Genomic DNA, 22,426 nt, shown 5'->3' with positions numbered 1-22,426 from the left:
AGCCCTCAATGACAGACAGAGTTGTAGTCGTAAGGCCGTGCTTCCGGAAGGAATGCGCGGCTTGTTTTCGTTTATGAGTTACTAAAATTTTTGGGGCATATGGCCGGACGAATCCCACGCGTATTCATCAATGACCTGCTAGCCAGAACCGACATCGTCGATCTCATCGACGCGCGGGTAAAGCTGAAAAAGCAGGGCAAGAACTACCATGCGTGCTGTCCTTTCCATAACGAAAAAACCCCCTCCTTCACCGTAAACGGTGAAAAGCAGTTTTACCATTGCTTCGGCTGTGGTGCTCACGGTAATGCTGTCGATTTTTTAATGAACTACGACAAGCTCGAGTTCGTTGAAACCGTCGAAGAGCTGGCGGCGATGCACAACCTTGAAGTGCCGTATGAAGCAGGCAGTGGGCCAAGCCAGATCGAGCGCCATCAACGGCAGACGCTGTACCAACTGATGGATGGTCTGAACTCGTTTTATCAACAGTCTCTTAAGCACGCTGCTGCTGAGCCTGCGCGTCAGTACCTGACAGCGCGCGGACTGAGTGACGATGTGATTGCGCGTTTCGCTATTGGTTACGCCCCGCCCGGCTGGGACAACGTGTTAAAGCGTTTTGGCGGCAATAGCGAAGATCGTAAGTCCCTTATCGATGCCGGCATGCTGGTCACCAATGACCAGGGACGAAGCTACGACCGCTTCCGCGAACGGGTGATGTTCCCGATCCGCGACAAGCGTGGCCGGGTGATTGGTTTTGGTGGTCGCGTGCTGGGTGATGCCCTGCCGAAGTACCTCAACTCCCCGGAGACCGATATTTTTCATAAAGGCCGCCAGCTTTACGGTCTTTATGAGGCGCTGAAGGATAACGCGGAACCTCCGCGCCTTCTGGTCGTCGAAGGCTATATGGATGTCGTCGCGCTGGCGCAGTACGACATCAACTATGCGGTTGCATCTCTGGGCACCTCGACCACAGCCGATCACATTCAGCTGCTGTACAGGGTGACTAACAATGTCATCTGCTGTTACGACGGTGACCGTGCAGGGCGCGACGCCGCCTGGCGTGCGCTGGAAACCGCACTGCCTTATATGACCGACGGGCGTCAGTTACGCTTTATGTTCCTGCCCGACGGCGAAGACCCGGATACGCTGGTGCGTAAAGAGGGCAAAGCGGCGTTTGAAGCGCGGATGGAGCAGGCTCAGCCGCTCTCCACGTTTTTGTTTAACAGCCTGATGCCGCAGGTCGATTTGAGTACCCCTGACGGGCGCGCGCAGCTCAGCACGCTGGCGCTGCCGTTAATCAGTCAGGTGCCCGGCGAAACGCTGCGCATCTATCTGCGTCAGGAGCTAGGCAACAAGCTCGGCATTCTGGATGACAGCCAGCTTGAACGTTTAATGCCTAAACAGTCTGAAAACGGTGCGGTTCGTCCCGCGCCTCAGCTAAAACGCACAACCATGCGTATACTGATAGGGTTACTGGTTCAAAACCCCGAACTTGCTCCGCAAGTGCCATCGCTGGCGGGTTTGAACCACGAAAAATTGCCCGGGCTTGGCTTATTTTCAGAATTGGTCAACACTTGTTTGTCTCAGCCAGGTCTGACCACCGGACAACTTTTAGAACATTATCGCGGCACAAAAGAGGCTGCTACCCTTGAAAAACTGTCGATGTGGGACGATATAGCAGATAAGGACATTGCAGAAAAAACGTTCACCGACTCACTCAACCATATGTTTGATTCGATGCTTGAGCTGCGCCAGGAAGAGTTGATAGCTCGCGAGCGCACACACGGCTTAAGCAGCGAAGAACGCCGGGAACTCTGGATGCTGAACCAGGAGCTGGCAAAAAAATGAATTCAACGGCTTAAGTGCCGAATATCGATCGGGAAGCCCCCGGCAGCCGCACTGAGAGGCAGCGGCACAAATATAAGTACGCCCTCGCTTTAAAGGTTGGCAGCCCCATCGCCGACACCAATCAAACGAATTAAGTGTGGATACCGTCTTATGGAGCAAAACCCGCAGTCACAGCTGAAACTTCTTGTCCAACGCGGTAAGGAGCAAGGCTATCTGACCTATGCCGAGGTCAATGACCATCTGCCGGAAGATATCGTCGATTCAGATCAAATCGAAGACATCATCCAAATGATCAATGACATGGGTATTCAGGTGATGGAAGAAGCACCTGATGCCGATGATCTGTTGCTGGCTGAAACCTCCAACAACACTGACGAAGATGCGGAAGAAGCTGCTGCACAGGTCCTGTCCAGCGTGGAATCTGAAATCGGGCGTACCACTGACCCGGTCCGCATGTACATGCGCGAAATGGGTACCGTTGAACTGTTGACCCGCGAAGGCGAAATTGACATCGCGAAACGCATCGAAGACGGGATCAACCAGGTTCAGTGCTCTGTTGCCGAATACCCTGAAGCGATCACCTATCTGCTGGAGCAGTACGATCGTGTTGAAGCGGAAGAAGCGCGCCTGTCTGACCTGATCACCGGTTTTGTCGACCCGAACGCTGAAGAAGATATGGCACCGACCGCCACTCACGTGGGTTCTGAACTGTCTCAGGAAGAGATGGATGATGACGAAGACGAAGATGAGGAAGATGCCGACGACGACACCGCCGATGATGACAACAGCATCGACCCGGAACTGGCACGCGAGAAGTTTGCCGAGCTGCGTACCCAGTACGAAGTCACGCGTGACACCATCAAAGCAAAAGGTCGCAGCCACGCAGCCGCACAGGAAGAGATCCTGAAACTGTCTGAAGTTTTCAAACAGTTCCGTCTGGTGCCTAAACAGTTCGACTACCTGGTTAACAGCATGCGCGTGATGATGGATCGCGTACGTACCCAGGAACGCATCATCATGAAACTGTGCGTTGAGCAGTGCAAAATGCCGAAGAAGAACTTCATCACCCTCTTCACCGGCAACGAAACCAGCGAAACCTGGTTCAACGCGGCTATCGCGATGAACAAGCCGTGGTCTGAAAAACTGCATGACGTGAAAGAAGACGTGTTCCGCGGCCTGCAGAAACTGCATCAGATTGAAGAAGAGACCGGCCTGACCATTGAGCAGGTTAAAGACATCAACCGTCGTATGTCCATCGGTGAAGCGAAAGCCCGCCGTGCGAAGAAAGAGATGGTTGAAGCGAACCTGCGTCTGGTTATCTCTATCGCCAAGAAGTACACCAACCGTGGCCTGCAGTTCCTGGATCTGATTCAGGAAGGCAACATCGGTCTGATGAAAGCGGTTGATAAGTTTGAATACCGTCGTGGTTATAAGTTCTCCACCTATGCTACCTGGTGGATCCGTCAGGCTATCACCCGCTCTATCGCGGATCAGGCGCGCACCATCCGTATTCCGGTGCATATGATTGAGACCATCAACAAGCTCAACCGTATTTCCCGCCAGATGCTGCAGGAGATGGGCCGCGAGCCAACGCCGGAAGAGCTGGCTGAGCGCATGCTGATGCCGGAAGACAAGATCCGTAAAGTGCTGAAGATCGCCAAAGAGCCAATCTCCATGGAAACACCAATCGGTGATGATGAAGATTCGCATCTGGGTGATTTCATCGAGGATACCACCCTCGAGCTGCCGCTGGACTCTGCGACGACCGAGAGCCTGCGTGCTGCAACGCACGACGTTCTGGCTGGCCTGACCGCCCGTGAAGCAAAAGTGCTGCGTATGCGTTTCGGTATCGATATGAACACCGACCATACGCTGGAAGAAGTGGGTAAACAGTTCGACGTTACCCGCGAACGTATCCGTCAGATCGAAGCGAAGGCGCTGCGTAAACTGCGCCATCCAAGCCGCTCTGAAGTACTGCGTAGCTTCCTGGACGATTAATCGATCCTGTCAGTGAAAAAGCTCCCTTTAGGGAGCTTTTTTTTTGCATTTTCTCCGCCCCTCAGGGACAAGGAAACACCGCCCTACAGCCCACGCACAACCAGGGCCTCATCCAGCTCCCGATACGCCTCCACCAGCTTATCCAGCGTTGCCCTGTTAAGCCCGCTCGGGTTCGGCAGCACCCACACCTGCGTGACGCCAATGGTGATGGCCTGTTTGCCCCACTGCGCACCGCGCTGACTGAACGCCTGTTCGTAAGCCTGCTTGCCCAGGATGGCCAGCGCTGCCGGCTGATAATCTTCAATCTTCTTAATCAGCTCCCGCCCACCGCTGCGCAGTTCATGCAGGTTCACCTCACTCGCCTGTACCGTGGGCCGCTCGACCAGCATGGTAATCCCGCAGCGCGTATCCAGCAGGTGTTGCTCCTCTTCAGGCTTCAGTAGCCTGTCGGTAAACCCGGCCTGGTAGATAACCTTCCAGAAGCGATTCCCCGGATGGGCAAAGTGAAAACCGGTGTGCGCTGAGGACTTCCCCGGGTTAATCCCGCAAAACACCACCCGCAAGCCCGGGGCCAGAATATCGTTGATCATCTCTACTCCCATTGATACATCCTTATGGAAGTATAAAGGATTGATTATGCATTGTTTATAAAAACAGCAGGCAGGTGTGAATGGCTGGATTGCTGAAGGGAGTTCCTCTATAATTCACCGCCACGGCCCCTTAGCTCAGTGGTTAGAGCAGGCGACTCATAATCGCTTGGTCGCTGGTTCAAGTCCAGCAGGGGCCACCAAATTTAGCTGTAGAATCAAATGATTAAGCCACTCGATTGAGTGGCTTTTTTATTGGTTTTTTTGAGCCGGTGGCGCAGTCGCTAACCGTGGGTCTGCGAAGCCGTTCGGACACGCTCAGCGGCGCCAGGTGTCGCAATCAGACGCTCCACGGACTCCATCGTCACGAACGTACAGCTGCAGTCCACATTGGTGCACTGGTGATAGCGCTCTTTGGTATTTTCACTTAAATAGCGACTGGTACGCGCATGCGCGGAATGCTTGCACTTAGGACAATGAAACATGTACCCCTCCACATAATTCACAATTTGTGAATTAATAATACCCAAAAAGACATCAATAGCAAATAAATTACTCATTTGAGATAGAAAATTTTTCATCCGCGACGTTCAGCTCAAGCTTAAGTTGCGTGGTAAATCCACTCTCGCTGAGAGTATGAACCACCTCGTTGATAATCCACGCCTGCTCGTCAATGACCCGTTTAAAGCCGTTGACCAGCACCGGCGTTTCGGGATACAGATCGGCGCGTCCCAGCGCCAGCTGGATAGAAAAATTCACGGTACCCCGCTGAAGCGCGCGCCACTTCGCCTCCGCAGCCCTGAGCGCCTGCTCTTCAGAGGCATAAACCGTGGTGAGCTCAAAAACGTTTTCCGCCGACCCCACCAGCCTCTCTTGCGGCTTCTCTGCCTTGCCTCCTGCTCCCGCTACCGGTACAGCGGCATTCGGATGCTGTAGTCCTTCTGTCGGCTGCCCCCCGGGCTGACGATTAATACTCAATTGAGTATTTTGTTGTTTTGGGTCACGCGTTTGCAGCCATTTGGCCGTCACGCCGGAATAATTTTCACGGTCAGCGACGGAAAAAAGGTGCCGATCGCCATCCCCACGCTCAATCATCATTAAGGGAAGCGGTGTGCCACTGGCCGTCACGGCATGGCCCGCTTTCATAAAAATAACCTTCCCGGCTTTGATTGAAACAAATGCACCATTACGTTCGGCCAGGCGGGAGAGAAACGCCGCGTCAGTCTCCTGTGACTGATCGATATGAGAAATGGCGATGGATGCAAGTCCCGCCCCGACGCTGGCGGTAAACTGGTTACGCTGAGCAATGGTGTTGACTATCGCGCCGATCGTCGTGTCATGCCACGACTGTTCGCGCCGCACGTTGAGCTTCCCACGAAAATCTGCGCTGCATCCCCGGATGGTCAGCGTGTCCGGCGTGCCCCGGAATTCAATCGCATCTATCGTAAACTCCCCTTTAGGCTGGAGCGGTGTTCCCTCCCATCCCAGCCATAAGGACAGTCTTGCCCCCCGGGCAGGCAGGTCTAACAACCCGTCGGAATCATCCAGTAGAATATCCAGCTGATCGGCTTCCAGCCCACGTTTGTCGGTCATGGTCAAACTGATAAGACGATGGCTGAAATTTTGCGTGATATCGCGCTCGTCAAGCTTAAGCATGAAATCAGGGGCGATTTTCCCACCCGCCCGGATATTCATTTCGGTGATCATCCCACCAGCCCTCCAATGCTATTACGTGCGCTTTCCACCAGCTCTGAGGCCTGCGTTCTCAGGTCGCCAAACGTCGTCATCAGCGATTCGTCCACGCGTTTCAGTACCAGGGTAAAATCAATTTTCCGGGCAGTGCCATCGCTGTAAAAATCCGAATGCGTATGCGTGACTTTCTCAATGATAAACATGCCGTGAATGATGCCGGTACCGTCTATCAACGGCCATGCCCGCCCTTCATTCGCCATCAGCTCAACTGCCTTGAGAGAAAGCCGCCCTCCCGTGAGCTCCGGGTAAAGTAATCCGGAAAGGTTAAAGGATGTCTCACCTTCGCCAAGGTACTGCCAGGCTTTGGGTTTCCCGATGCGTTCGTTGGATGCCCAGCGGTAGTCTTTTGTAAATATCATTGACTGATACGGTAAGGTTCGTCGTTCAAAGACAAACAGACCCAGCACCATTAACATTTTCTCTCTCCTTAACCATACATAAAGCTGGATTGCTGCCGTCTCGCTTTTACCTGCTCACTGCTCTCTATAGCCTCCCGGATTTGACGAGTCAGATCCGTTCCGGAGACTGCGCTCCCCTGCAGCGTGAAGTTGTATTCACTTTTACTCTGATCGATGTAAGAACGCCCTCCCGCTGCTGCCATCGGCTGGTATCCCATGAAGCCGCCGTAAACAGGTGACGCCGGGTCCCAGGCACTGCCGGCGTCAGCAGAGGATGTGCCCTCTTTCGGTACAGCCGAGTCGATATTGCCCGACTCTTTTTTTATGACGCCGAGTTTCTCCAGCAGCCAGCTGGCCTTGCCGCGCAGGCTGTTAAAGAGATTTAGCGGCGCCATTAGCGCATCACCCAGTGCCTGACCGAACGCCACGCCGACATTTTTGCAGCTGTCGAGCGTTTCCTGCGTCGCCTTAATCGGCGCAATCAGTTCGATGAACCACTGCCAGATCCCGCCCAGTTTTTCTGAAATGAAACCAAAGGCCTGTAACAGCGGAGAGAACAGCTCGCCCAGCGGCGCGAAGGCCGCAGAAAGCCCCTCAATCACCCCGCCAAAGAAGGCGCTAATGGGCTCCCAGTATTTAAGAATCAGTAAAGCGCCAGCGGCAATTGCCGCTCCGAGAGCAATAACGGGCCAGCTCAGGGCGCCCAGCACCGTCATGATGCTCCCCCCCACTACGCTGAATACCGTGCCCAGCATCCCGGCAGCGGTTATCACCAGATTCAGGCCTGACACAATGGGGGCGACCACCATACCTAGCGTGCCCAGGACACCGGCAAAGGCTTGTGCGCCCATAACCACGCTGACCAGGGCTTGCGTCAGTGCAGGGTTAGCGTTGACCCAGAGAGAGAGCGTACTAAGCCATCCGGTCGCGGTTGAGATCAGCGTGCGCAGGGCACCATCGGCCTTATCAAAGACATCAATCTTCAGGCCGTTTAATGCAGCCTGGAACTTGCTGATATCACCCTCGAGGTTATCGCCCTGAACCGAGGCTGTCAGCGCGGTGCTCCCCCTCGCGCCCTGGAGTGTCTGGCGCTTGTTATCCAGTGCTCCATTCCCAGCCGCTGAAACCAGTACGCCTGCGCCTTGCATCGCATCCGCACCGAAAATGGCCTTCAGGTATTCCGTTTGTTGAGCCGCACCGATTTTGCTGTTTTCGAATGAGGCAGAGATCGCCTTGAGGATATTCTCTGTCGGCAGTGGATTACCCTCACCATCCCGGGTTTGCACCTTCAGTTCATTCAGCGCTGCAGAACGCTGCCCATCCGGCGTCTGCAGGCGGCTCAACATGGCGCTAACCTCTGCGCCGGCATCTGCCCCTTTCATCCCCTTTTCCATCAGAATACCAAGCAGCGCGGTGGTCTCCTCAAGGCTGGCGCCGGCTTCTCCGGCGGCAGGTGCGGCGGATGCAACGGCGGTACTCAGTTCGGTGAGACTGGTATTTGACGCAGTGAAACCGCGGGTAAGGACATCTGCAACGCGTTCAACATCCGTATTCGCCAGGTTAAACGAGGCCTGCGTGCTGCGGATGATGTCGACCGCTTTTGCGGCATCAATATTCCCTGCGAGGCTGAGGTTAACCGTCGGCACAGTGGCGGCCACCACCCCGTCGGCGTCATAGCCTGACCGGGCCAGCTCGCCCTGCGCCCGGGTGACAACATCTGTAGAGGTTCCTGTACTGACGCTGACATCCCGTGCCTGCTGACGAATGGCCTCCAGCCTGGTATCCCCCTTCTGCAGTCCCAGGCTTGCCTGTATGGCAGACATCTGTTTTTCAAAACGGATGCCCGGGGCAATAAAGCGGGACGTCTGATTAAAACCCTCCTTTGCCATTCCTGCGCTCGCATTAGCAAACTGCTGCACACCCGCGGCAACACGTTTGCCAGACTCGTAGCGGTTCTGGACGGTATTAAGCCGCTCCTGTTGCTGATTGACCCTGGCAAGCGCCTCTTTATGTCGATTTAGTTGTAGCGTTTTTTCGCTGATACCCTGTCTTAAACGACGCTCATCTGACGACAGCGTGCGCGTATTAATCCCTGCCTGCGCCAGCTCACCGCGCTGGCGCTGCACTGACTGGCGTAAATTGTTGTACTCAAGCTTAAGCGCGGCGGCAGATTGGCGGGCTGCCGCCAGCGCATCCGCCTGGTCACGGGTTGGGTTCTGGGTGTTTTTGAGCTGGAGCGCCAGCTCCGCGGTCTGCTGTTTCGCCCGGGCAAGAGATTGCCCCGTCACGGCGAGCTGTTCGTTGGCTTTTCTGAAGCCGTTAATGCGGCCCGCCTGTTCATCAAGCGCGCGCAACGCCGCCTCTGAATCGCGGATACTGGCCGCGAGAGAGAGACTGGCGTTCTGAATAGCGTTAAGCGGTCGGCTTGCCCGGTCGACTGCCTTAAGCAACTCCTGAAGTCTGACATTATTACTCATGGTAGTTTCCGCTTCGCTGCAGCGCCTTTTCGCGCCATATAAGGAGTTCGGTCATGCTCAGCGAGTACAGCTCTGACGGCGGCCAGTGAAAGATCACCGCGATATCCGCCATCAGATCATCGACCGACAGGTTTTCGGGAAATGTTAGCGAGCCGAAGCCGGTGACAAAAAACCGATCACCTTGCCCGCAAAAGAGAGCAGATCGGAAGCATCCAGACGCGCAATCTCATGCTCGGTCAGGGCCGGCGAGGTCATTCGCGGCAGCACTTTAATCAGCGCATCGACGTCAGATTGTGCCAGCGACGCCAGCGATACCCCACGCAGAGTCCCCGCGTTAGGTTTTGCGACGGTCACCTTTTCGATTTTTTGCTCGCCGCGCAGAACGGGGGTGTCGAGCGTAATGGTGTTCGGGTTTTCGCTTTCGTTAATGACGGTCTCGTTGATATTTTCCATTTCGTTACTCTTCAGAAAGTTAACTTACCGGCCGGCAGTCCCGGCCGGTTAAAGGTTTACAGGCCAATCGCCTTACGGTGTTCCGCCAGACGATCGACGCCGTCGACTTTCAGCACCATGTTGATGATGTCAATTTCGATGATCTCTTTGCCATCGATGGTCAGCTGGTAGTAAGCGCACTCGGTGGACATCTTGGTGGTGCCGCTCTCGCCCTGCTTGTTTTCACCACCATCAAACTCTTTATGACGGCCTCGCATGACGATTTCGACGGCGGAGATTTCGCCCGTGTCGTCACGCTGGAAGGAGCCGGTAAAGCGCAGAGGCACGCTGTCCGCGCCCGGAGAGGCATACTGTGCCCACAGCGCGACGTCCGGCAGACCGCCAATGGTCCACTCAAGCGCCAGGGCATCATCGTCCAGGCCGAGGTCGACAGAGACCGAGCCCGGCATACCGCCGCCGCGATACTTCTCCAGTTTGCGGGTGAGCTTCGGTAAGGTGACAGACTCAACAACGCCCATATAGCTCAGGCCATCGTTGAACATGTTCAGATATTTAAGTTTGCGTGGTAACGCCATGCTTCAGCTCCTTAGCTGTTAACCGAATCGGACAGGTCTGCCAGATAGGTATCGGTGATGCGCTGGCGCAGGGTCAGGTTCTCCAGCGGCGGGACAGGGGTGTAGTCGTAATCGATGTACAATTTCCCTGCTTTCAGGGTCGATGCATCATTTGATTCCGGGTCATACCAGCAAGTGCCATCAACGATATAGCCGTTGGTTTTCAGCTCACGGAATTTGGCATTGATACCGGAAACGATGTCGCGGATGAGCGTTGGCGTAATGGGTTTATCCATTGCCCATGCGTGTGCTTCGGCCATGGTATCGGCCAACACCTGCGCGGTACGGGTGTAGTTTTCAAAGACGAAGAGCGGATCGTCTGAACAGGTACGGTTGCCCCAGAATTTGAAGCCGTCGTTACGAATAAGCGTGGTGACGCCGGCCTGGTTAAGCAGGTTCGCATCGGTCGCTTGTTCCTGCAGATCCCAGGACACGGAGGCGCTTACACCTGTGACACCGTTAACGCCGATGTTGGACAGGGTTTTGTGCCAGCCAATCGTCTGGTCGATTTTGGCGCGCAGGCCGAGAGCACGTGCAGTGGCCCAGGCGTGGGTCGTCGTGTTGGTGGTGGTATCCCACGCCAGAAAATCAGGGTGAATCACCATCAACTCGCGCTGACTGAAGTTTTTGCGGTAATCGATAGCGGCTGAAATGGTTTTACAACCCCATGCACTGACATAGCCAAACGCGCGCAGGCTCTGGCACATGGCGGCCAGCGCGGTCGCCACTTCCTGCGAATCCAGCCCCGGAACACCGAGAATACGTGGCTTAACGCCAGTGACCGTTTTCGCGGTAAGGAGCGCTTTCAGACCGGTATATTTACCGTTTTCATCGGTTGTACCGATGATATTAGAGATAGTCTCTTTCTGTGCTTCCTCAGCGGTATCAGCGGTGCCTTCAGCGACACGCACGACAACAACAACCGGTTTACACTGATCGGCAATCGCCTGCAGGGAAGCGGACAACGTCCCCATTTTCCCGGCTTTCGCAATCGCGGTTTGCACGTTGGTAATGAGCACAGGCTCGTTTAAAGGAAATGTCTTGTCGTCCGCATCGCTGGCCGTACAGACCATGCCGATGATTGCCGTCGAGACGGTGGAAATGGTGCGGGTGCCATCGTTGATTTCGATGACTTCCACGCCGTGATGATAGTCGCCCATCCGTTTAACTCCGTGGTGTAGTGGAGTCATCATTTTGTGGTGAGTTCGAAATATTAGAAATGAAATGCCGTTGGTGAAGTTACAGCACAACGCATAATGGCAGGACGTAGGTTTGCCAGAAAAAAATATTGACGGTAGCGTTTAAAAAAAGGCGAAATGCTTACTCAAAGCAATCATGAAGGTTTTTTATCTTATCTCGCGAAAAATGTAGATATGACAATGCCGGTTGCTGTCGGGGAAGGATAGAGTGTAATGATGGGTTAGTGTTTAGAAGAAAGAAAAAATGAAGCCCGCGACATACGCGGGCTTTGTGTTAATTGTTAGACGGAGCGTCAGGCCAGATAATATCCGGTGCGTTGTTGGTATCAACACGATTAAGCAATACCCGGTATTTCTTCCACTGCTGTAAAGAGAGAATTTCCGCTTCAGTCGCCATAGATAAATCAACGGCATCCTGAAGAGGTGAGATAGCTTGTGTCGCCAGAGACAATAACCTCGACTTCATTGACTGGGCATTATAAATATACTCTTCATGTGATGGCGGGGCAATTTCAACCCATTCCATGCAACTTTTATTAACATTGTAATGAGGGGTCATCCTGTCAGGTGATACCATGAAAGATTCGTATTCCTGTTCTGAGATCTCCTTCAAATCTGGAGGAACAGCAATACCTTGAGCTTCGTAAACCTGAATAGTGTCTTCAAGATAAAAGCTGCTATCTGAGTTACTAAAATATTTTTTCATCTCAATAGCCTGCCACAATTAATGAAAATGTACCGTTACAGTTATGCGTTTCTATTTTCACCTGATTTTTCCCAACAGGTGTGCAAAGATAAAATGAATCGGAATTATTACCACCGCTTCCAAAATAACTGACACCAGTACCTAAAATACCATTAGGGAATGACGTTGGCAGGGTGACAGTCACAGCTGTGTTATTGCCTACTGCAATACTTCTAACTGCCTGCATAAAAACAGTGCCATTGCCATGGGTGTAATAAGCGCTATTGTTACCCGTCGTGGTTCTTCCCGTTCCATAACGAGCATCCGATTCAGCTTTGGTATAAGCCTGGCCAGCAGGTGTGTAGCTGCCTTTCGCCTGAAAACGTCCATCACTTTCGGTTTTAGTATACGCACTGGTTTTAGGCATATAACCGGCATCTGACTGCGCTTTCGTGTAATAGCGGGCGTCAAAATTGGCATAATCACCAGGCACAAATTGACCAATTGTTCTTAGTTGCTTGCTTGCCCCGGCATAAGAAATAACAAAATTACCGCCAGTTGAATCTTCATTAATACGAAACCCACTCCCATCAGCAACTATAAAATACTTTTTCCCAGTATCGGATTCAGAAAAAGTAATGATGGGCGCGTTATTATTAATCTCCAGATTCCCGCTAAGCCTCCCCCCAGCTAACTTGAGATATCGTTCATCGAAGTTGGCATAATCGCCTGGAATGATTCGCTCCTTCATCTCAAGGCGACCGTTGCGGGTATTGATGTACCCTGTAATACCCGCTTCTGGACCACCTGCTGAGGTTAAGGTGCAATAAAATCCAATCCCATACCACGATTTCAATAGCATATTGTTATCAGAAAAACTTGCTGCATCGCCCCCAGAAAAAATCCCGGTAGCACTTCGCACGCTCAGACCGCCATTAAAATTTACAGTTCTCTGAAATGCTCCGCCTTGTGACGCTGAAACAGCATCAACTTCACCAGCGGTTGGTTTATTTACAGCATCATACTGTTTAGTCCAGGCTGACCACGTTCCACTGTAGAGCGTGCGGATGTAAGCGCGAGAGTTGTTGTAGATCCGATAAACCTGCGTAATACCCGCGTGTTTATAAACCTCAAGTGAACCGGCATTCGACTCTGGGTAATTCTTACCCGTTTGGGCCTGTGCATTCGCTGGCTGATAATATAGTCCCGGCATGGTGTAGGCATTCAAATCTTCAGCATTGCCAATCCCCACTGCCTGACCGTTAAAAATATCCTGTGCCGTAATATTGATATCGCTAGTCAATGGCCGCCCATTTACTTTACGCCCTGACGGCACGCGTCCATTAGCATTGTCATACGCAGCCTTCACCGCTTTCGGCGTCGCGGCCAGCGTCTCAGATACACTGTCAATGGCGCTGCTGAGCTGGACGATACCTTTTTGTGCCGTGCTGGCATCCTGAGCCGTATATTTCCCTTTGGCCAGGTCATAGGTGGCCTTTACCGCTTTAGGCGTTGCGGCCAGCACCTCAGACACGCTGTCGATCGCACTACTGAGCTGGACGATACCCTTTTGTGCCGTGCTGGCATCCTGAGCTGTATATTTCCCTTTAGCCAGGTCATACGCGACCTTCACCGCTTTTGGCGTCGCGGCAACGACTTCAGAGACACTGTCGATCGCACTACTGAGCTGAGTAAAACCTTTTGCCGTCAGAGAAGCATCAGGATGGCGTCGGGACTGCTCGTGCTCGGTAAGTTTGTCGTCGACGTAATCCTGCGTCGCCATCACCGTTGAGGTGTCAATCGTCAACTCAACCGAAGCGATATCACTCACCATGATGACCATACGCACAGTCTGCGCACGTCCCGATCCTTCAGCGAGTGCAGGTTTGTAACTTTCAGCCATATTGCCGACAGCAATCAGCGTCCCGGTATCATCATAGAGCCCCATTTCACGCATCCAGAACCCGCCGATCTCAGGAGGGATCAGCAGCTCCGCCACGACATAATTTTTATTCTTTTTGTCCTGGCTGATTTTGTTCAGCGCATGACGCCAGACCTCATTGATGAGTTTCGTCTGGCTGGCATTTGGCGTCGGGAGTTGCCCGCCGCCATCACCCACCGCCATCGCCGTAAAATTCACTTTCTTCCCGTTCGGGACGGTTGCGGCAGCCAGTTTTTCGGCGCCGGCTTTGGTGATAACCGTTTTATACTTCACTGTCATTGTGCTCTCACTTATCCGGGGTAAACCGTGATGATGTCGCCGTCATAGCTCAGGGCACCGGTATAGAGATAGCCCGGAACATCCTGAATGATATTGAGGCCGATAAGATGTCGGCTGGCAGGCTTTGCATCAGCAATAAGCCGCTCCATTTCGTAATACATTTCTTCGGTGATGCCGGTTTCCAGCACGCCAATGTCCAGGCGAAACGTGCCTGCCGGGTCGTTGGTTTGCCACCACTCCGTCACGTTGATCAGATAGCCAAGTGGCTCCACCACGCGGCGTACTGCGCCAATCGTTCCTTTGTGTGCATGGATAAACCATGCATTGCGGATAACATCGCGCTTGGTAGCCTCCGGCCAGTTTTCATCCCAGCGGTCAACCGAAAACGCCCACGCCAGCCAGGGCAACAGATTTGCCGGACAGGTGTCGGCATTCCAGAGGTGACGAAGCGGGACGGGGGTATTCTCAATGTCGGCACAGGCGCGCGCCGCCGCGACCTCAAGCGGCGACGACCCCACCGGTAACAATCGGGCATTACTCATCGTTTCCCCCAACGGTTACGCTGTACTGGCTGCACCATGAGGCCTGGGTTTCATCAAGCACAATATCGGCCGCAGGCGCGGTCAGTTCGACGCGTTGTACACCCTCAACATGCAGTGCAGCGTAAATGGCGGACTTACGAATATCCCGCCCGAGCCGGTGCTGTGCCGTTATATAGGCCTGCAGCCGGGCCCTTGCCGCGTTGAGCACTGGCTCGCTTTCGGGACCTGGGAAGAGAAAAAGAGAAGCCGCAATGTTGTAGTCGACAATGCTGGCGGACTGAACGGTCACACGATCGGCAACGGGCCTGACGTCCTCATCGTTCAGCGCGTTGCGAACAATGGCCAGCAGCTCTTCAGACGCCACGCCGTTATTCTCCCGGGACAGCACGGAGACGGTAACGTTCGCAGGCTGAGGACTGATGACAGAGATGTCCGCTACCCGGCCATCCGCGCTGCGGCCATGGAACTGATAAGCCCCCGTCGATCCCGCCACGCTCAGCCCTTCCGGGGCTTGCTGGATACGCAAACGAAAGTCGGTGTCAGACTCCATCACCGCCGGCGTGGGCGGAAACGTCGTGTCGTCGGCAGGCGTTATCACCAGACGCGCAAGGTTAGCGTTAGCTCCAAGCTGGTCGAGATCGCTACCGGTGGCGTAGGCCAGCATGACCGCACGCGCGGCCTCGTTAACGCGCTGGCGCCAGATAACTTCCCGATACGCATTCTCCTGCAGCAGTTTCACAATCGGCTCTGACTCAAGCGTCAGCGTTCGTGCAATTGCCTCCTGCTCTTCTTCAGGATAGAGCGAGACAAAAGTGGCCTTTCGTTCTGCCAGCAGCGTTTCGTAATCCACCTCCTCCACGACATCCGGCGCGGCGAGCTGGCTCAGATCAACAATAGCCATAGCGTTTAACTCAATGAAATAGTGATAGAAAAGGAATGTCCGGAGGTCTGGCGGGTGCCGGTGAGATCGACATACAACGTCCCGTCATTCTCCGAACGTTCGAAAGTGATGGCCGTCAGGCTGATCCGCGGCTCCCATTTCTGGATAGCGGAGTAACATGCGGCCATGATTTGCAGGCGCAGCGCCGGACTCTGCGGCCTGTCGATCATTGCCGCCAGCAGTGAACCGTACTCGCGGCGCATCACCCGCGAGCCAATCGGCGTGACCAGAATGTCCCGCACGCTTTGTCTGATATGTTCAGCCTCTGAAATGCTGAGCCCGGTCTGACTGTTCATTCCCCTGTAGCGCACCGTCATTGCGTCCCCTTAGTCCAGCTTCCGCCGCTTTGCACACTGCCGTGAGCATGGTTGTCCACCTGCACCCCATTGGAGGTGAATTTACCGCCGGAATGCTCAATATTGCCGGCCATTACCCCGCCCTTCTGCACTTCAAGAGAGGCGGTAATTAGCTTGTTGGTACACACCACCTCAGGTGTATCCAGGGTGATGCGCGTCTCAGACTTCACCAGGACCACCGGTACGGTGGCGGTGAGTGATTCAGAGGCTGTGATGTCAGCCGTTTTAATGCCTGTGGCCGTGAGTGCTCCGCTCCCGGGCTCGTACTCGATAACCGCCCCATCAGGGAACGAGACGTGGAGTGCGTCAGGGGAACCTGACGGCGCCGGGTGGTCATCGGAAAAGATACCTGGCAGCACGAAGGCGGTATCAAGCTCACCGCCGATGGCCAGCAGCAGCACTTGTTCTCCCTCGGACGGTGCCCACCACACGCGCGAACGGCCGGCGCGACAGGTCAGCCAGTTCAGCCAGGTGGTTTTCATCCCTCCGGACTGGACGCGGCAGAGCCCTCTGTTGAGGTCAACATCGGTGACAACACCGATACGAATCAGGTTACGGATCGCGCGAGCGATACCGTGCATGGAAGTGAGTGTATTCATGAGAAGAGGATGCCCTTCAGGGGGATCGGCAGCAACGAGACGGGGTTTTATGCGGGATGAAACAACAATCGTTCACGCTGATGGCTGGACAGCCATCAGCGTGGTGAACTTACGCTTTCCACTGACTGACCAGTTCACCGTTGATATACAGCTCCAGCGGACGTGTGACGGGCTCTGGCAACGGCGGCTCCGGGGAATAGGTGGCATGCAACGTTCCCTGCTCCTGCGAAACAAGAATGCGCTCGGTGAGCTGCAGGCTAAAGCTGATATTTGCCGTACCGTCGTCGTTGAAGGTGACGCCAAAGAGAAACCCGTTTTTTCGCCCGTCATCGAGGGTAAAAATATCTGGCTGATTTTCACGCAGCCAGGCCAGTACCGGGACGGAGATCCCCTCGCTGTCGCCGGCGAAGCTACTGATATTCGCTTTCAGTTCATACTTTTTTTCAAAGGAGAGCGAGGACGCGAGGCGGGCGTCAATATTTCCGCTCCCCACCGACATCTGCAGATGATCAGGGTGATCGTTCAGTTGGGGAACGGCGTCAATTAATGCCTGACGCAGGCTGTTGAGTTTGTGCATCGAGTTTATCCTGACAGTCTTTTATGGTTTCGACCTGCAGCGCGCAGGCGATAAGGGCATGCTCAAGCCGACGAATATCAGCACTGAGATCGCCGTTGGTGATGGGCTCACTTCCCGGCATCGGACAGGCGCTCACCTTCGGGCAGGCGTTGTAAACAATGTGCTGCGGAGGCGCAGGCGGCGCGGGTGTGCAACCTGCGCACAGCATCAGGCAGCTGAGCGTTATACCAGCGGCGTAACTCTTCATTTTCATTTACCCATTTCCCGATAGCCGCTTCGCGTCGTGCCATCTCCTCGCCGACGGCAGCAAGATCCTCGCGGAGCCTGACCTGCGCATCTTCGTTCGACCTGGCAATCCGCTGTGCTTCGGATAACTGCTGAAGCAGCGTGTTGATAGTGTTTTTTTGATCGCGGGCGATCTGGTTGGCTTTAGCAAGAGAGCGGGACAGGTTCACGTTGTCATGACGAAACCACAGCGTGATGGCCAGCAGAACGGCCAGTACCAGCAGAAGAGGTTTCATGGCATCCCCTTCAGGCACCAGGCCTTCTCACGAGCTCGACGGTTTTCCAGTCCGGCATTTTTGACCCCATTGACGTACACCCAGCGGGTAAGCTGATTGCACGCCTGCGGCCACTGTTTACGCTTAATGAATGACACCAGCGTGGAACGGCAGGCAGCCCCTGTTCCAACGTTAAAGGCAAAACTCACCAGCGCATCATAGACACGGGGCGGCATCTCCACCGGTGCGCATACAGCCAGCCGTCTTTCAACGTTCATCACGTCGACAACAAGGTTCGCTGCCGCCTCACGCTCTGTAATTTCCCGTCCCGGCACGACGCCTGACGTATGGCCAATGCCTGATGTCCATACGCCCGCACTGCAACGATAAGGCGACAGGCGACACCCTTCGAGATCAGCAATGAGCGCCAACCCCTCCGGTGAGGTGTTCAGTAACCGGAAGTCAGGCATCAGCACCGCCAGGGCCAGTACGCCCGCGGCGCTGCAACGCTTAATGATTGAGTTCACGAATACTCTTCTTATCGAGTCCAAGAGAGGTCAGATAGCGATAGGTTTTCCGCTTAAACCAGTAATTCGTCAGCGCGGTAAAAATGGCGCAGAGGCTTCCCACGTATAGCGCGACTTTTTCAGGAGACATCGCCCCGAACCAGGCCAGCGCTACGGCCAGCCAGTAGGCGATAAACGTGGTGATTTTCTCAAGACTCAGTCCCATAGGTTCACTGATTCTTTAGTCGGTGCGCTATCAACCTCTGGCATGTCTATCGGCGTGCCATGAGGTAAGATGACCCCCAACTCCGCGAGGCCAGAATTGGCGTTCAGAACGGTTTCAACCACCCCTGCCGTGCGCCCATAATAACGGGCACAGATGGCATCAAGCGTGTCCCCCTGCATTGCATAGATTTTCATCAGACGCTCCCAACATCCGGATTTCCAGGTACCGTTGAGTTTCCAGCGCTGGCGCCCTTTTTGCTATCGCTGCAGGATGGACAATCGCGGACACAACAGACTGCCCGCGAGATGGCAGAGGGCCTAGCGCCAGCTCTCGTCTTCCCAGACTTCCCGGAGGATATTGTCCAGCGCTTCGCGATCGGCCTCTCTTTCAATCCCCTGCAACTCCACGCCGGTCATGGATCCTTTTTTGACGGTAACCAGCGTTGACGGAAAAACGGATCTTATCCTGCGGGTTAATTCATCCTGAAACGCCTCCACGACGGACGGACCAATAAGCTGATCCTTATCCAGGGTAATGTTCACCCGCACGCTCGCCTCTTTTTGATTCTGTCCGGAACGGGTGATGCCGAGAAAACCACGGTAAACGCGTTGTTCCTGATTAAATTTCCTCTCGCAATCTCAGCGATCAAATTCAGGGCAATTTCACGATCTCTTTCCTGACACGTTCCTTCTGTCGTCAGCCGCGCAATCATCTCGACGCGTTCAATCATGACTTGCTCGTTCAACTCTCTGTCCACACAACCTCCACCACGAGATACTGTATAAACATACAGTATCATGTATTCATAAAAAGAGTGAAGCAAAAAATCAGAACCATGCGAGGTATGTACATGATATCGATGAAGATTAGCGAATCCCTTTGCTTATCAAATGCGTTAAATACCTCATACGTTCAAGGATTTTCCGGGCCTTTTGCTGATAAGACGGTGCCGCAGGAAATAGCGATCCGTCTGCAGATCCCCGGCACCATTTGTCGTTAAAACGGCTAATGCCCCCCGCCATAAGATGCAGGGCTTCCCCCCGGCTGATCGTTATTCCGGTGGCGAGCCGTATCTCATCAATCACTCTCTCTGCCACTCCGTTCTGCGGATCCTTGTCATAGACAAAGGGAGTCTTTGCAACCGGTCTGGGGAGGGTTATGCGTGCGGCTAACGCGCGTCTCGCACGCCGGCTGAGGGGTTGAGAGACGTCGCTCACCGTACAGTTATTGACAGAACTCCAAGAACGCGCAGCGGTGCCGTTAAGGTCAACGGCCAAATCAACGGCACGCTTCGGCACAATTTTCCACTGCGTGAGGCGGGTCAAAATCGGCGAGCCCGGGCCGAGTGCGGCGTCGTAAACGCCGCGAATACAGACTCGTTCTTCGCCGTACTGATTATATTCGGCACGGGGCTCATACAGCGTGCGCACCTGCAACGCGTCCCGACGGACAAACGGTCCTCCCTGTGCATTGACGTATCCTGCCCAGTCTCCGGCGTCCGCGGCATCATGCGCTGCCGCAAATTCTACGCTCAGACCGTGTGCGGCCTGCGTATCAGTCAAACGGCGCAGCTCGCGGTAGACGGTCACCGGTGCACCGCCGATAAACTGAAACTGACGGATATGCCAGCGCGCCGCCCAGGCCGAAACAGCAGATGCAGTCACTTTAAGCAACTCGCCGCTTTCGTTATCTGTCTCGCCATCAAGGGCATAGCCGTCGATATTCTTGGAGATGTATTTAGCGATATAACCGGTGGCGCTGCCCTTTTGCGGGTCTATAGCTTCAGCGTGAAAGCGAGCTTTTCTGACGTTATCGCTTTGCAGTTCAAAAGCGTCTTCCTCCTGTGTGTATTCCTCCATAATGCGGCGAACGCGCTCAACGTTTTCGGGCAGCATGAACATCAGCATGTGCCAGTGAGGCGTACCGTCATGGTGGGGTTCAGCAACGCGGATGCCAAACAGACGAATCGCCTGCCGGTGGAGTTTTGCCCGGATCCGCGCCCACAGTTTTGTCAGGTAGCTTTGTGTATCCGCAGGGCTCGCCCCGTTCCATTTGCCGTTACGATAGCCGGTGTTCAGGGTGGCGTGATATTTCGACGGCGCGGTTAAGGTATAGAACTCGCCCACGTAGCCAAGCTCATGGCAGATATTTTCAAACCCGCGGATGCGGGTCATCAGTTCGCAGCGACGTATCGCGGGATTGGCCACCGAGCCATCGTGCCTGGCAATCAGGCTTATACGGTTGCCCTCTTCATCCTCCAGTTCCAGACCTTTAAGAAATTCACGCGTGCGCCGCTTCTGTTCACGCCAGTCAGTGATGCAGCGTTTACTTGCATAGGCAGACTTCTTTTTGCTGACGTTTCCAAGTGCAATCTGCACATGCTCACGCCAGGCGGCCGCCATGCGACGCAGTCGTCCACGCCACCAGTCTTCGGAAAACATGCGGATCACCGCTGGCGCAATGTCCTCTTTGTTAAAGAGTATCTTCGACACGCGCTCCCAGTGAGGAGGCAGTACATTGAACTGGCGGGTGATTAATCCAGCGCGCTGATACCAGACATGAAGGGTTTGAAATTCGCCGAGGCCAGCGTCATTGATATTCGCCAGCTCGGAACGAATAAAGCCAGCGATGTCAGCGGCCAGCAAATCAATATCGGCGCGGGACATATCCGGGAGACGGTTGAAGCGGGCAATCAGCGTAACCATCCGCGATGCAAGATATTGCGAAAGCGGCGTGTCGAAGTGTCCACCAAAAACGGCGGTGGAGACGTTACGGTCAACACCTGAACAGGCATACCGTGCAGAGACCTGCTGCAGACGTGGTAATACCCTGTTGCAGAACCGAATCAAAAAGGCATTGGCTCGCAGGCTGCCCTGATGGAGTTCAAGAGCATCAACCGTGCGCCAGACGTCAAAACGCACGCAGTCAGGCTGCAGAGCGAGCGCTTTTCTGGCTTGCAGCAGCGCCGCGAACAGACGGTCGCGACGCTGTAATTGGGGGTGAGTCAGGTAGGGGCTGGCAATAGCCGATCGGGGTTCATTCCACGGATAAGCAAATGACATCACCAATTTATCCTCCCCGGAAATGTTTGTTTTTCAGCTCCGTTATCTCCTGGCAGGTGACGCATAAGGCCACTCCAGGTAACGCCTTTCGCCGCGCCTCGGGGATGGGGATGTCGCACTCCTCGCAGGTAAAACGCGAGGGCGATGCGCATCGCTGGCGGGCGCTATTAATATGACGTTCGCGATCTTCAAGCTCACGCTCCTGCGCCAGATCGATAAAATCGGCCATCAGTGCAGCTCCTGGGATTCGCGTTCGTAACGGGCAGCCTCGTGACACAGCAGTTCCGCTGCGTCTTCGCCACACATTCCGGTCTTATAGATGTGACTGGCTAAAGCCTCCAGCCGCAGGGAGACGGCGAGTGCGAGTGCCCTGCGCTCCTCCATCTTCGCCTGCACCAGCAGGTGCTGGAGTTCCTCGCGCCCGTTCAGAAAAGTGCGGTTTTCGCTATTTCGCATCACTCATTCTCCTTAATTCAGGCAATAAAATGCCCGGCGGGTTTACGCCATTACGTTTTGGGGTGGATTAAAGCGGCATGGTCAGCCGTTCAGGAAATAAACTCACGACTGCACGGAAATGATTCATGGCTCCGATAAGCGCTCTTTTCTCCTCAGTCGTCAGCTCGTTGATACCGCATTCGTGACGGGCGGCGGGTAATTTAGCCAGGAAAAAGATGGCCGCCAGCGCCCTGTTATTCTCCTCAAAACTGGGATCGCGCTTATCACGCATCTCGGCCAAAAACCGCGCCAGCGCTTTCTCGTTATCGCCCCAGTACCTGGCACGCAGTTCGGCCACGTGATTAAGCCCGGAAAGACGTGCCCCCACCTTGAGTGGGACCGTTGCACGTGTCGCTTCTATTGCCATAACGTCCCTCGCGTTGATTCACACTGT

27 protein-coding genes, 1 tRNA gene and 1 pseudogene are annotated in these 22,426 nt (G+C 54.4%); 3 read left to right on the top strand and 26 right to left on the bottom strand.

All coding sequences use genetic code 11. The features are described from left to right. Positions 1-99 precede the first annotated feature (99 nt). Positions 100-1,845 (top strand): DNA primase, encoded by a 1,746-nt coding sequence (gene dnaG, locus AC2FAP_RS11405; RefSeq protein ID WP_025202985.1) that lies wholly within the window; start codon positions 100-102, stop codon positions 1,843-1,845. 150 nt (positions 1,846-1,995) lie between these two features. Then, complete coding sequence (gene rpoD, locus AC2FAP_RS11400; protein ID WP_020883616.1) at positions 1,996-3,843, top strand: RNA polymerase sigma factor RpoD; 1,848 nt, start codon at positions 1,996-1,998, stop codon at positions 3,841-3,843. An 83-nt stretch (positions 3,844-3,926) separates the two neighbouring features. On the opposite strand, the gene mug is transcribed toward rpoD, so the two are convergent. Next, positions 3,927-4,433 carry a G/U mismatch-specific DNA glycosylase gene (mug, locus tag AC2FAP_RS11395; protein WP_025202984.1) on the bottom strand — a complete coding sequence of 169 codons (507 nt, stop codon included), beginning with the start codon at positions 4,431-4,433 and terminating at the stop codon, positions 3,927-3,929. Between the two features lie 124 nt (positions 4,434-4,557). Between mug and AC2FAP_RS11390 the strand changes: the two genes are divergently transcribed. Next, positions 4,558-4,633: transfer RNA gene (locus AC2FAP_RS11390), tRNA-Ile, on the top strand. An 81-nt stretch (positions 4,634-4,714) separates the two neighbouring features. On the opposite strand, the gene AC2FAP_RS11385 is transcribed toward AC2FAP_RS11390, so the two are convergent. The 25 genes and pseudogenes from AC2FAP_RS11385 to AC2FAP_RS11265 form a co-directional block, all read right to left on the bottom strand. Then, a complete protein-coding gene (locus tag AC2FAP_RS11385) occupies positions 4,715-4,915 on the bottom strand; it encodes an ogr/Delta-like zinc finger family protein (RefSeq protein WP_025202983.1) in 201 nt (66 codons plus the stop codon). Positions 4,916-4,982: 67 nt separating this feature from the next. Beyond that, on the bottom strand, positions 4,983-6,137 hold the full coding sequence (locus tag AC2FAP_RS11380) for a phage late control D family protein (protein ID WP_449541327.1): 1,155 nt from the start codon (positions 6,135-6,137) through the stop codon (positions 4,983-4,985). Further along, positions 6,134-6,598, bottom strand: coding sequence for a phage tail protein (locus AC2FAP_RS11375; RefSeq protein WP_449541328.1), 465 nt, complete (start codon positions 6,596-6,598; stop codon positions 6,134-6,136). The genes AC2FAP_RS11380 and AC2FAP_RS11375 overlap by 4 nt, the downstream gene beginning before the upstream one ends. Before the next feature lie 11 nt (positions 6,599-6,609). Continuing rightward, complete coding sequence (locus AC2FAP_RS11370) at positions 6,610-9,057, bottom strand: phage tail tape measure protein (protein WP_449541329.1); 2,448 nt, start codon at positions 9,055-9,057, stop codon at positions 6,610-6,612. Further along, positions 9,050-9,169, bottom strand: coding sequence for a GpE family phage tail protein (locus AC2FAP_RS11365; RefSeq protein WP_014171679.1), 120 nt, complete (start codon positions 9,167-9,169; stop codon positions 9,050-9,052). The genes AC2FAP_RS11370 and AC2FAP_RS11365 overlap by 8 nt, the downstream gene beginning before the upstream one ends. 32 nt (positions 9,170-9,201) lie before the next feature. Further along, positions 9,202-9,510 (bottom strand): phage tail assembly protein, encoded by a 309-nt coding sequence (locus AC2FAP_RS11360; RefSeq protein ID WP_014171680.1) that lies wholly within the window; start codon positions 9,508-9,510, stop codon positions 9,202-9,204. Between the two features lie 56 nt (positions 9,511-9,566). Then, positions 9,567-10,085: a phage major tail tube protein gene (locus AC2FAP_RS11355; protein ID WP_014171681.1), complete on the bottom strand. Its 519-nt coding sequence runs from the start codon at positions 10,083-10,085 to the stop codon at positions 9,567-9,569. Positions 10,086-10,096: 11 nt separating this feature from the next. Beyond that, entirely contained in the window at positions 10,097-11,284 is a 1,188-nt protein-coding gene (locus AC2FAP_RS11350; RefSeq protein WP_025202978.1) for a phage tail sheath protein, read from the bottom strand. A gap of 313 nt (positions 11,285-11,597) precedes the next feature. Next, positions 11,598-12,029 carry a tail fiber assembly protein gene (locus AC2FAP_RS11345; protein WP_025202977.1) on the bottom strand — a complete coding sequence of 144 codons (432 nt, stop codon included), beginning with the start codon at positions 12,027-12,029 and terminating at the stop codon, positions 11,598-11,600. A 1-nt stretch (position 12,030) separates the two neighbouring features. After that, entirely contained in the window at positions 12,031-14,229 is a 2,199-nt protein-coding gene (locus AC2FAP_RS11340) for a phage tail-collar fiber domain-containing protein (protein ID WP_449541330.1), read from the bottom strand. Between the two features lie 11 nt (positions 14,230-14,240). Continuing rightward, a complete protein-coding gene (locus tag AC2FAP_RS11335; RefSeq protein WP_040018803.1) occupies positions 14,241-14,771 on the bottom strand; it encodes a phage tail protein I in 531 nt (176 codons plus the stop codon). Further along, complete coding sequence (locus AC2FAP_RS11330; RefSeq protein ID WP_025202974.1) at positions 14,764-15,672, bottom strand: baseplate assembly protein; 909 nt, start codon at positions 15,670-15,672, stop codon at positions 14,764-14,766. The genes AC2FAP_RS11335 and AC2FAP_RS11330 overlap by 8 nt, the downstream gene beginning before the upstream one ends. Positions 15,673-15,677: 5 nt before the next feature. Next, on the bottom strand, positions 15,678-16,028 hold the full coding sequence (locus tag AC2FAP_RS11325) for a GPW/gp25 family protein (protein ID WP_014171687.1): 351 nt from the start codon (positions 16,026-16,028) through the stop codon (positions 15,678-15,680). Continuing rightward, entirely contained in the window at positions 16,025-16,666 is a 642-nt protein-coding gene (locus AC2FAP_RS11320) for a phage baseplate assembly protein V (protein WP_020883605.1), read from the bottom strand. Before AC2FAP_RS11320 ends, AC2FAP_RS11325 begins: the two co-directional genes overlap by 4 nt. Positions 16,667-16,775: 109 nt before the next feature. Then, positions 16,776-17,243 carry a phage tail protein gene (locus AC2FAP_RS11315; protein ID WP_449541331.1) on the bottom strand — a complete coding sequence of 156 codons (468 nt, stop codon included), beginning with the start codon at positions 17,241-17,243 and terminating at the stop codon, positions 16,776-16,778. Beyond that, positions 17,206-17,451, bottom strand: a complete 246-nt coding sequence (gene lysC / locus AC2FAP_RS11310) for an Rz1-like lysis system protein LysC (RefSeq protein WP_072126476.1) — start codon at positions 17,449-17,451, stop codon at positions 17,206-17,208. Before lysC ends, AC2FAP_RS11315 begins: the two co-directional genes overlap by 38 nt. Then, positions 17,351-17,764, bottom strand: coding sequence for an Rz-like lysis system protein LysB (lysB, locus tag AC2FAP_RS11305; RefSeq protein ID WP_032670153.1), 414 nt, complete (start codon positions 17,762-17,764; stop codon positions 17,351-17,353). The genes lysC and lysB overlap by 101 nt, the downstream gene beginning before the upstream one ends. Next, a complete protein-coding gene (locus AC2FAP_RS11300; RefSeq protein ID WP_032678999.1) occupies positions 17,761-18,270 on the bottom strand; it encodes a lysozyme in 510 nt (169 codons plus the stop codon). Before AC2FAP_RS11300 ends, lysB begins: the two co-directional genes overlap by 4 nt. Beyond that, a complete protein-coding gene (locus AC2FAP_RS11295) occupies positions 18,254-18,475 on the bottom strand; it encodes a phage holin family protein (protein ID WP_014171693.1) in 222 nt (73 codons plus the stop codon). Before AC2FAP_RS11295 ends, AC2FAP_RS11300 begins: the two co-directional genes overlap by 17 nt. Beyond that, positions 18,466-18,669 (bottom strand): tail protein X, encoded by a 204-nt coding sequence (locus AC2FAP_RS11290; protein WP_020883600.1) that lies wholly within the window; start codon positions 18,667-18,669, stop codon positions 18,466-18,468. The genes AC2FAP_RS11295 and AC2FAP_RS11290 overlap by 10 nt, the downstream gene beginning before the upstream one ends. Positions 18,670-18,792: 123 nt before the next feature. After that, positions 18,793-19,232: pseudogene (locus AC2FAP_RS11285) on the bottom strand (DinI-like family protein). 109 nt (positions 19,233-19,341) lie between these two features. After that, entirely contained in the window at positions 19,342-21,537 is a 2,196-nt protein-coding gene (locus AC2FAP_RS11280) for a replication endonuclease (RefSeq protein WP_449541339.1), read from the bottom strand. Between the two features lie 7 nt (positions 21,538-21,544). Further along, complete coding sequence (locus AC2FAP_RS11275; protein ID WP_020883597.1) at positions 21,545-21,766, bottom strand: TraR/DksA family transcriptional regulator; 222 nt, start codon at positions 21,764-21,766, stop codon at positions 21,545-21,547. After that, on the bottom strand, positions 21,766-21,993 hold the full coding sequence (locus AC2FAP_RS11270; protein ID WP_040018794.1) for a DUF2732 family protein: 228 nt from the start codon (positions 21,991-21,993) through the stop codon (positions 21,766-21,768). The genes AC2FAP_RS11275 and AC2FAP_RS11270 overlap by 1 nt, the downstream gene beginning before the upstream one ends. Before the next feature lie 67 nt (positions 21,994-22,060). Next, positions 22,061-22,399: a DUF5347 domain-containing protein gene (locus AC2FAP_RS11265; protein WP_040018793.1), complete on the bottom strand. Its 339-nt coding sequence runs from the start codon at positions 22,397-22,399 to the stop codon at positions 22,061-22,063. Between the last annotated feature and the right edge of the window lie 27 nt (positions 22,400-22,426).

It is taken from the genome of Enterobacter cloacae complex sp. 394I7 (genome assembly GCF_057320345.1).
Note: the sequence above shows the minus strand (reverse complement) of the source record. Positions and strands in the feature narration are given on the sequence as shown.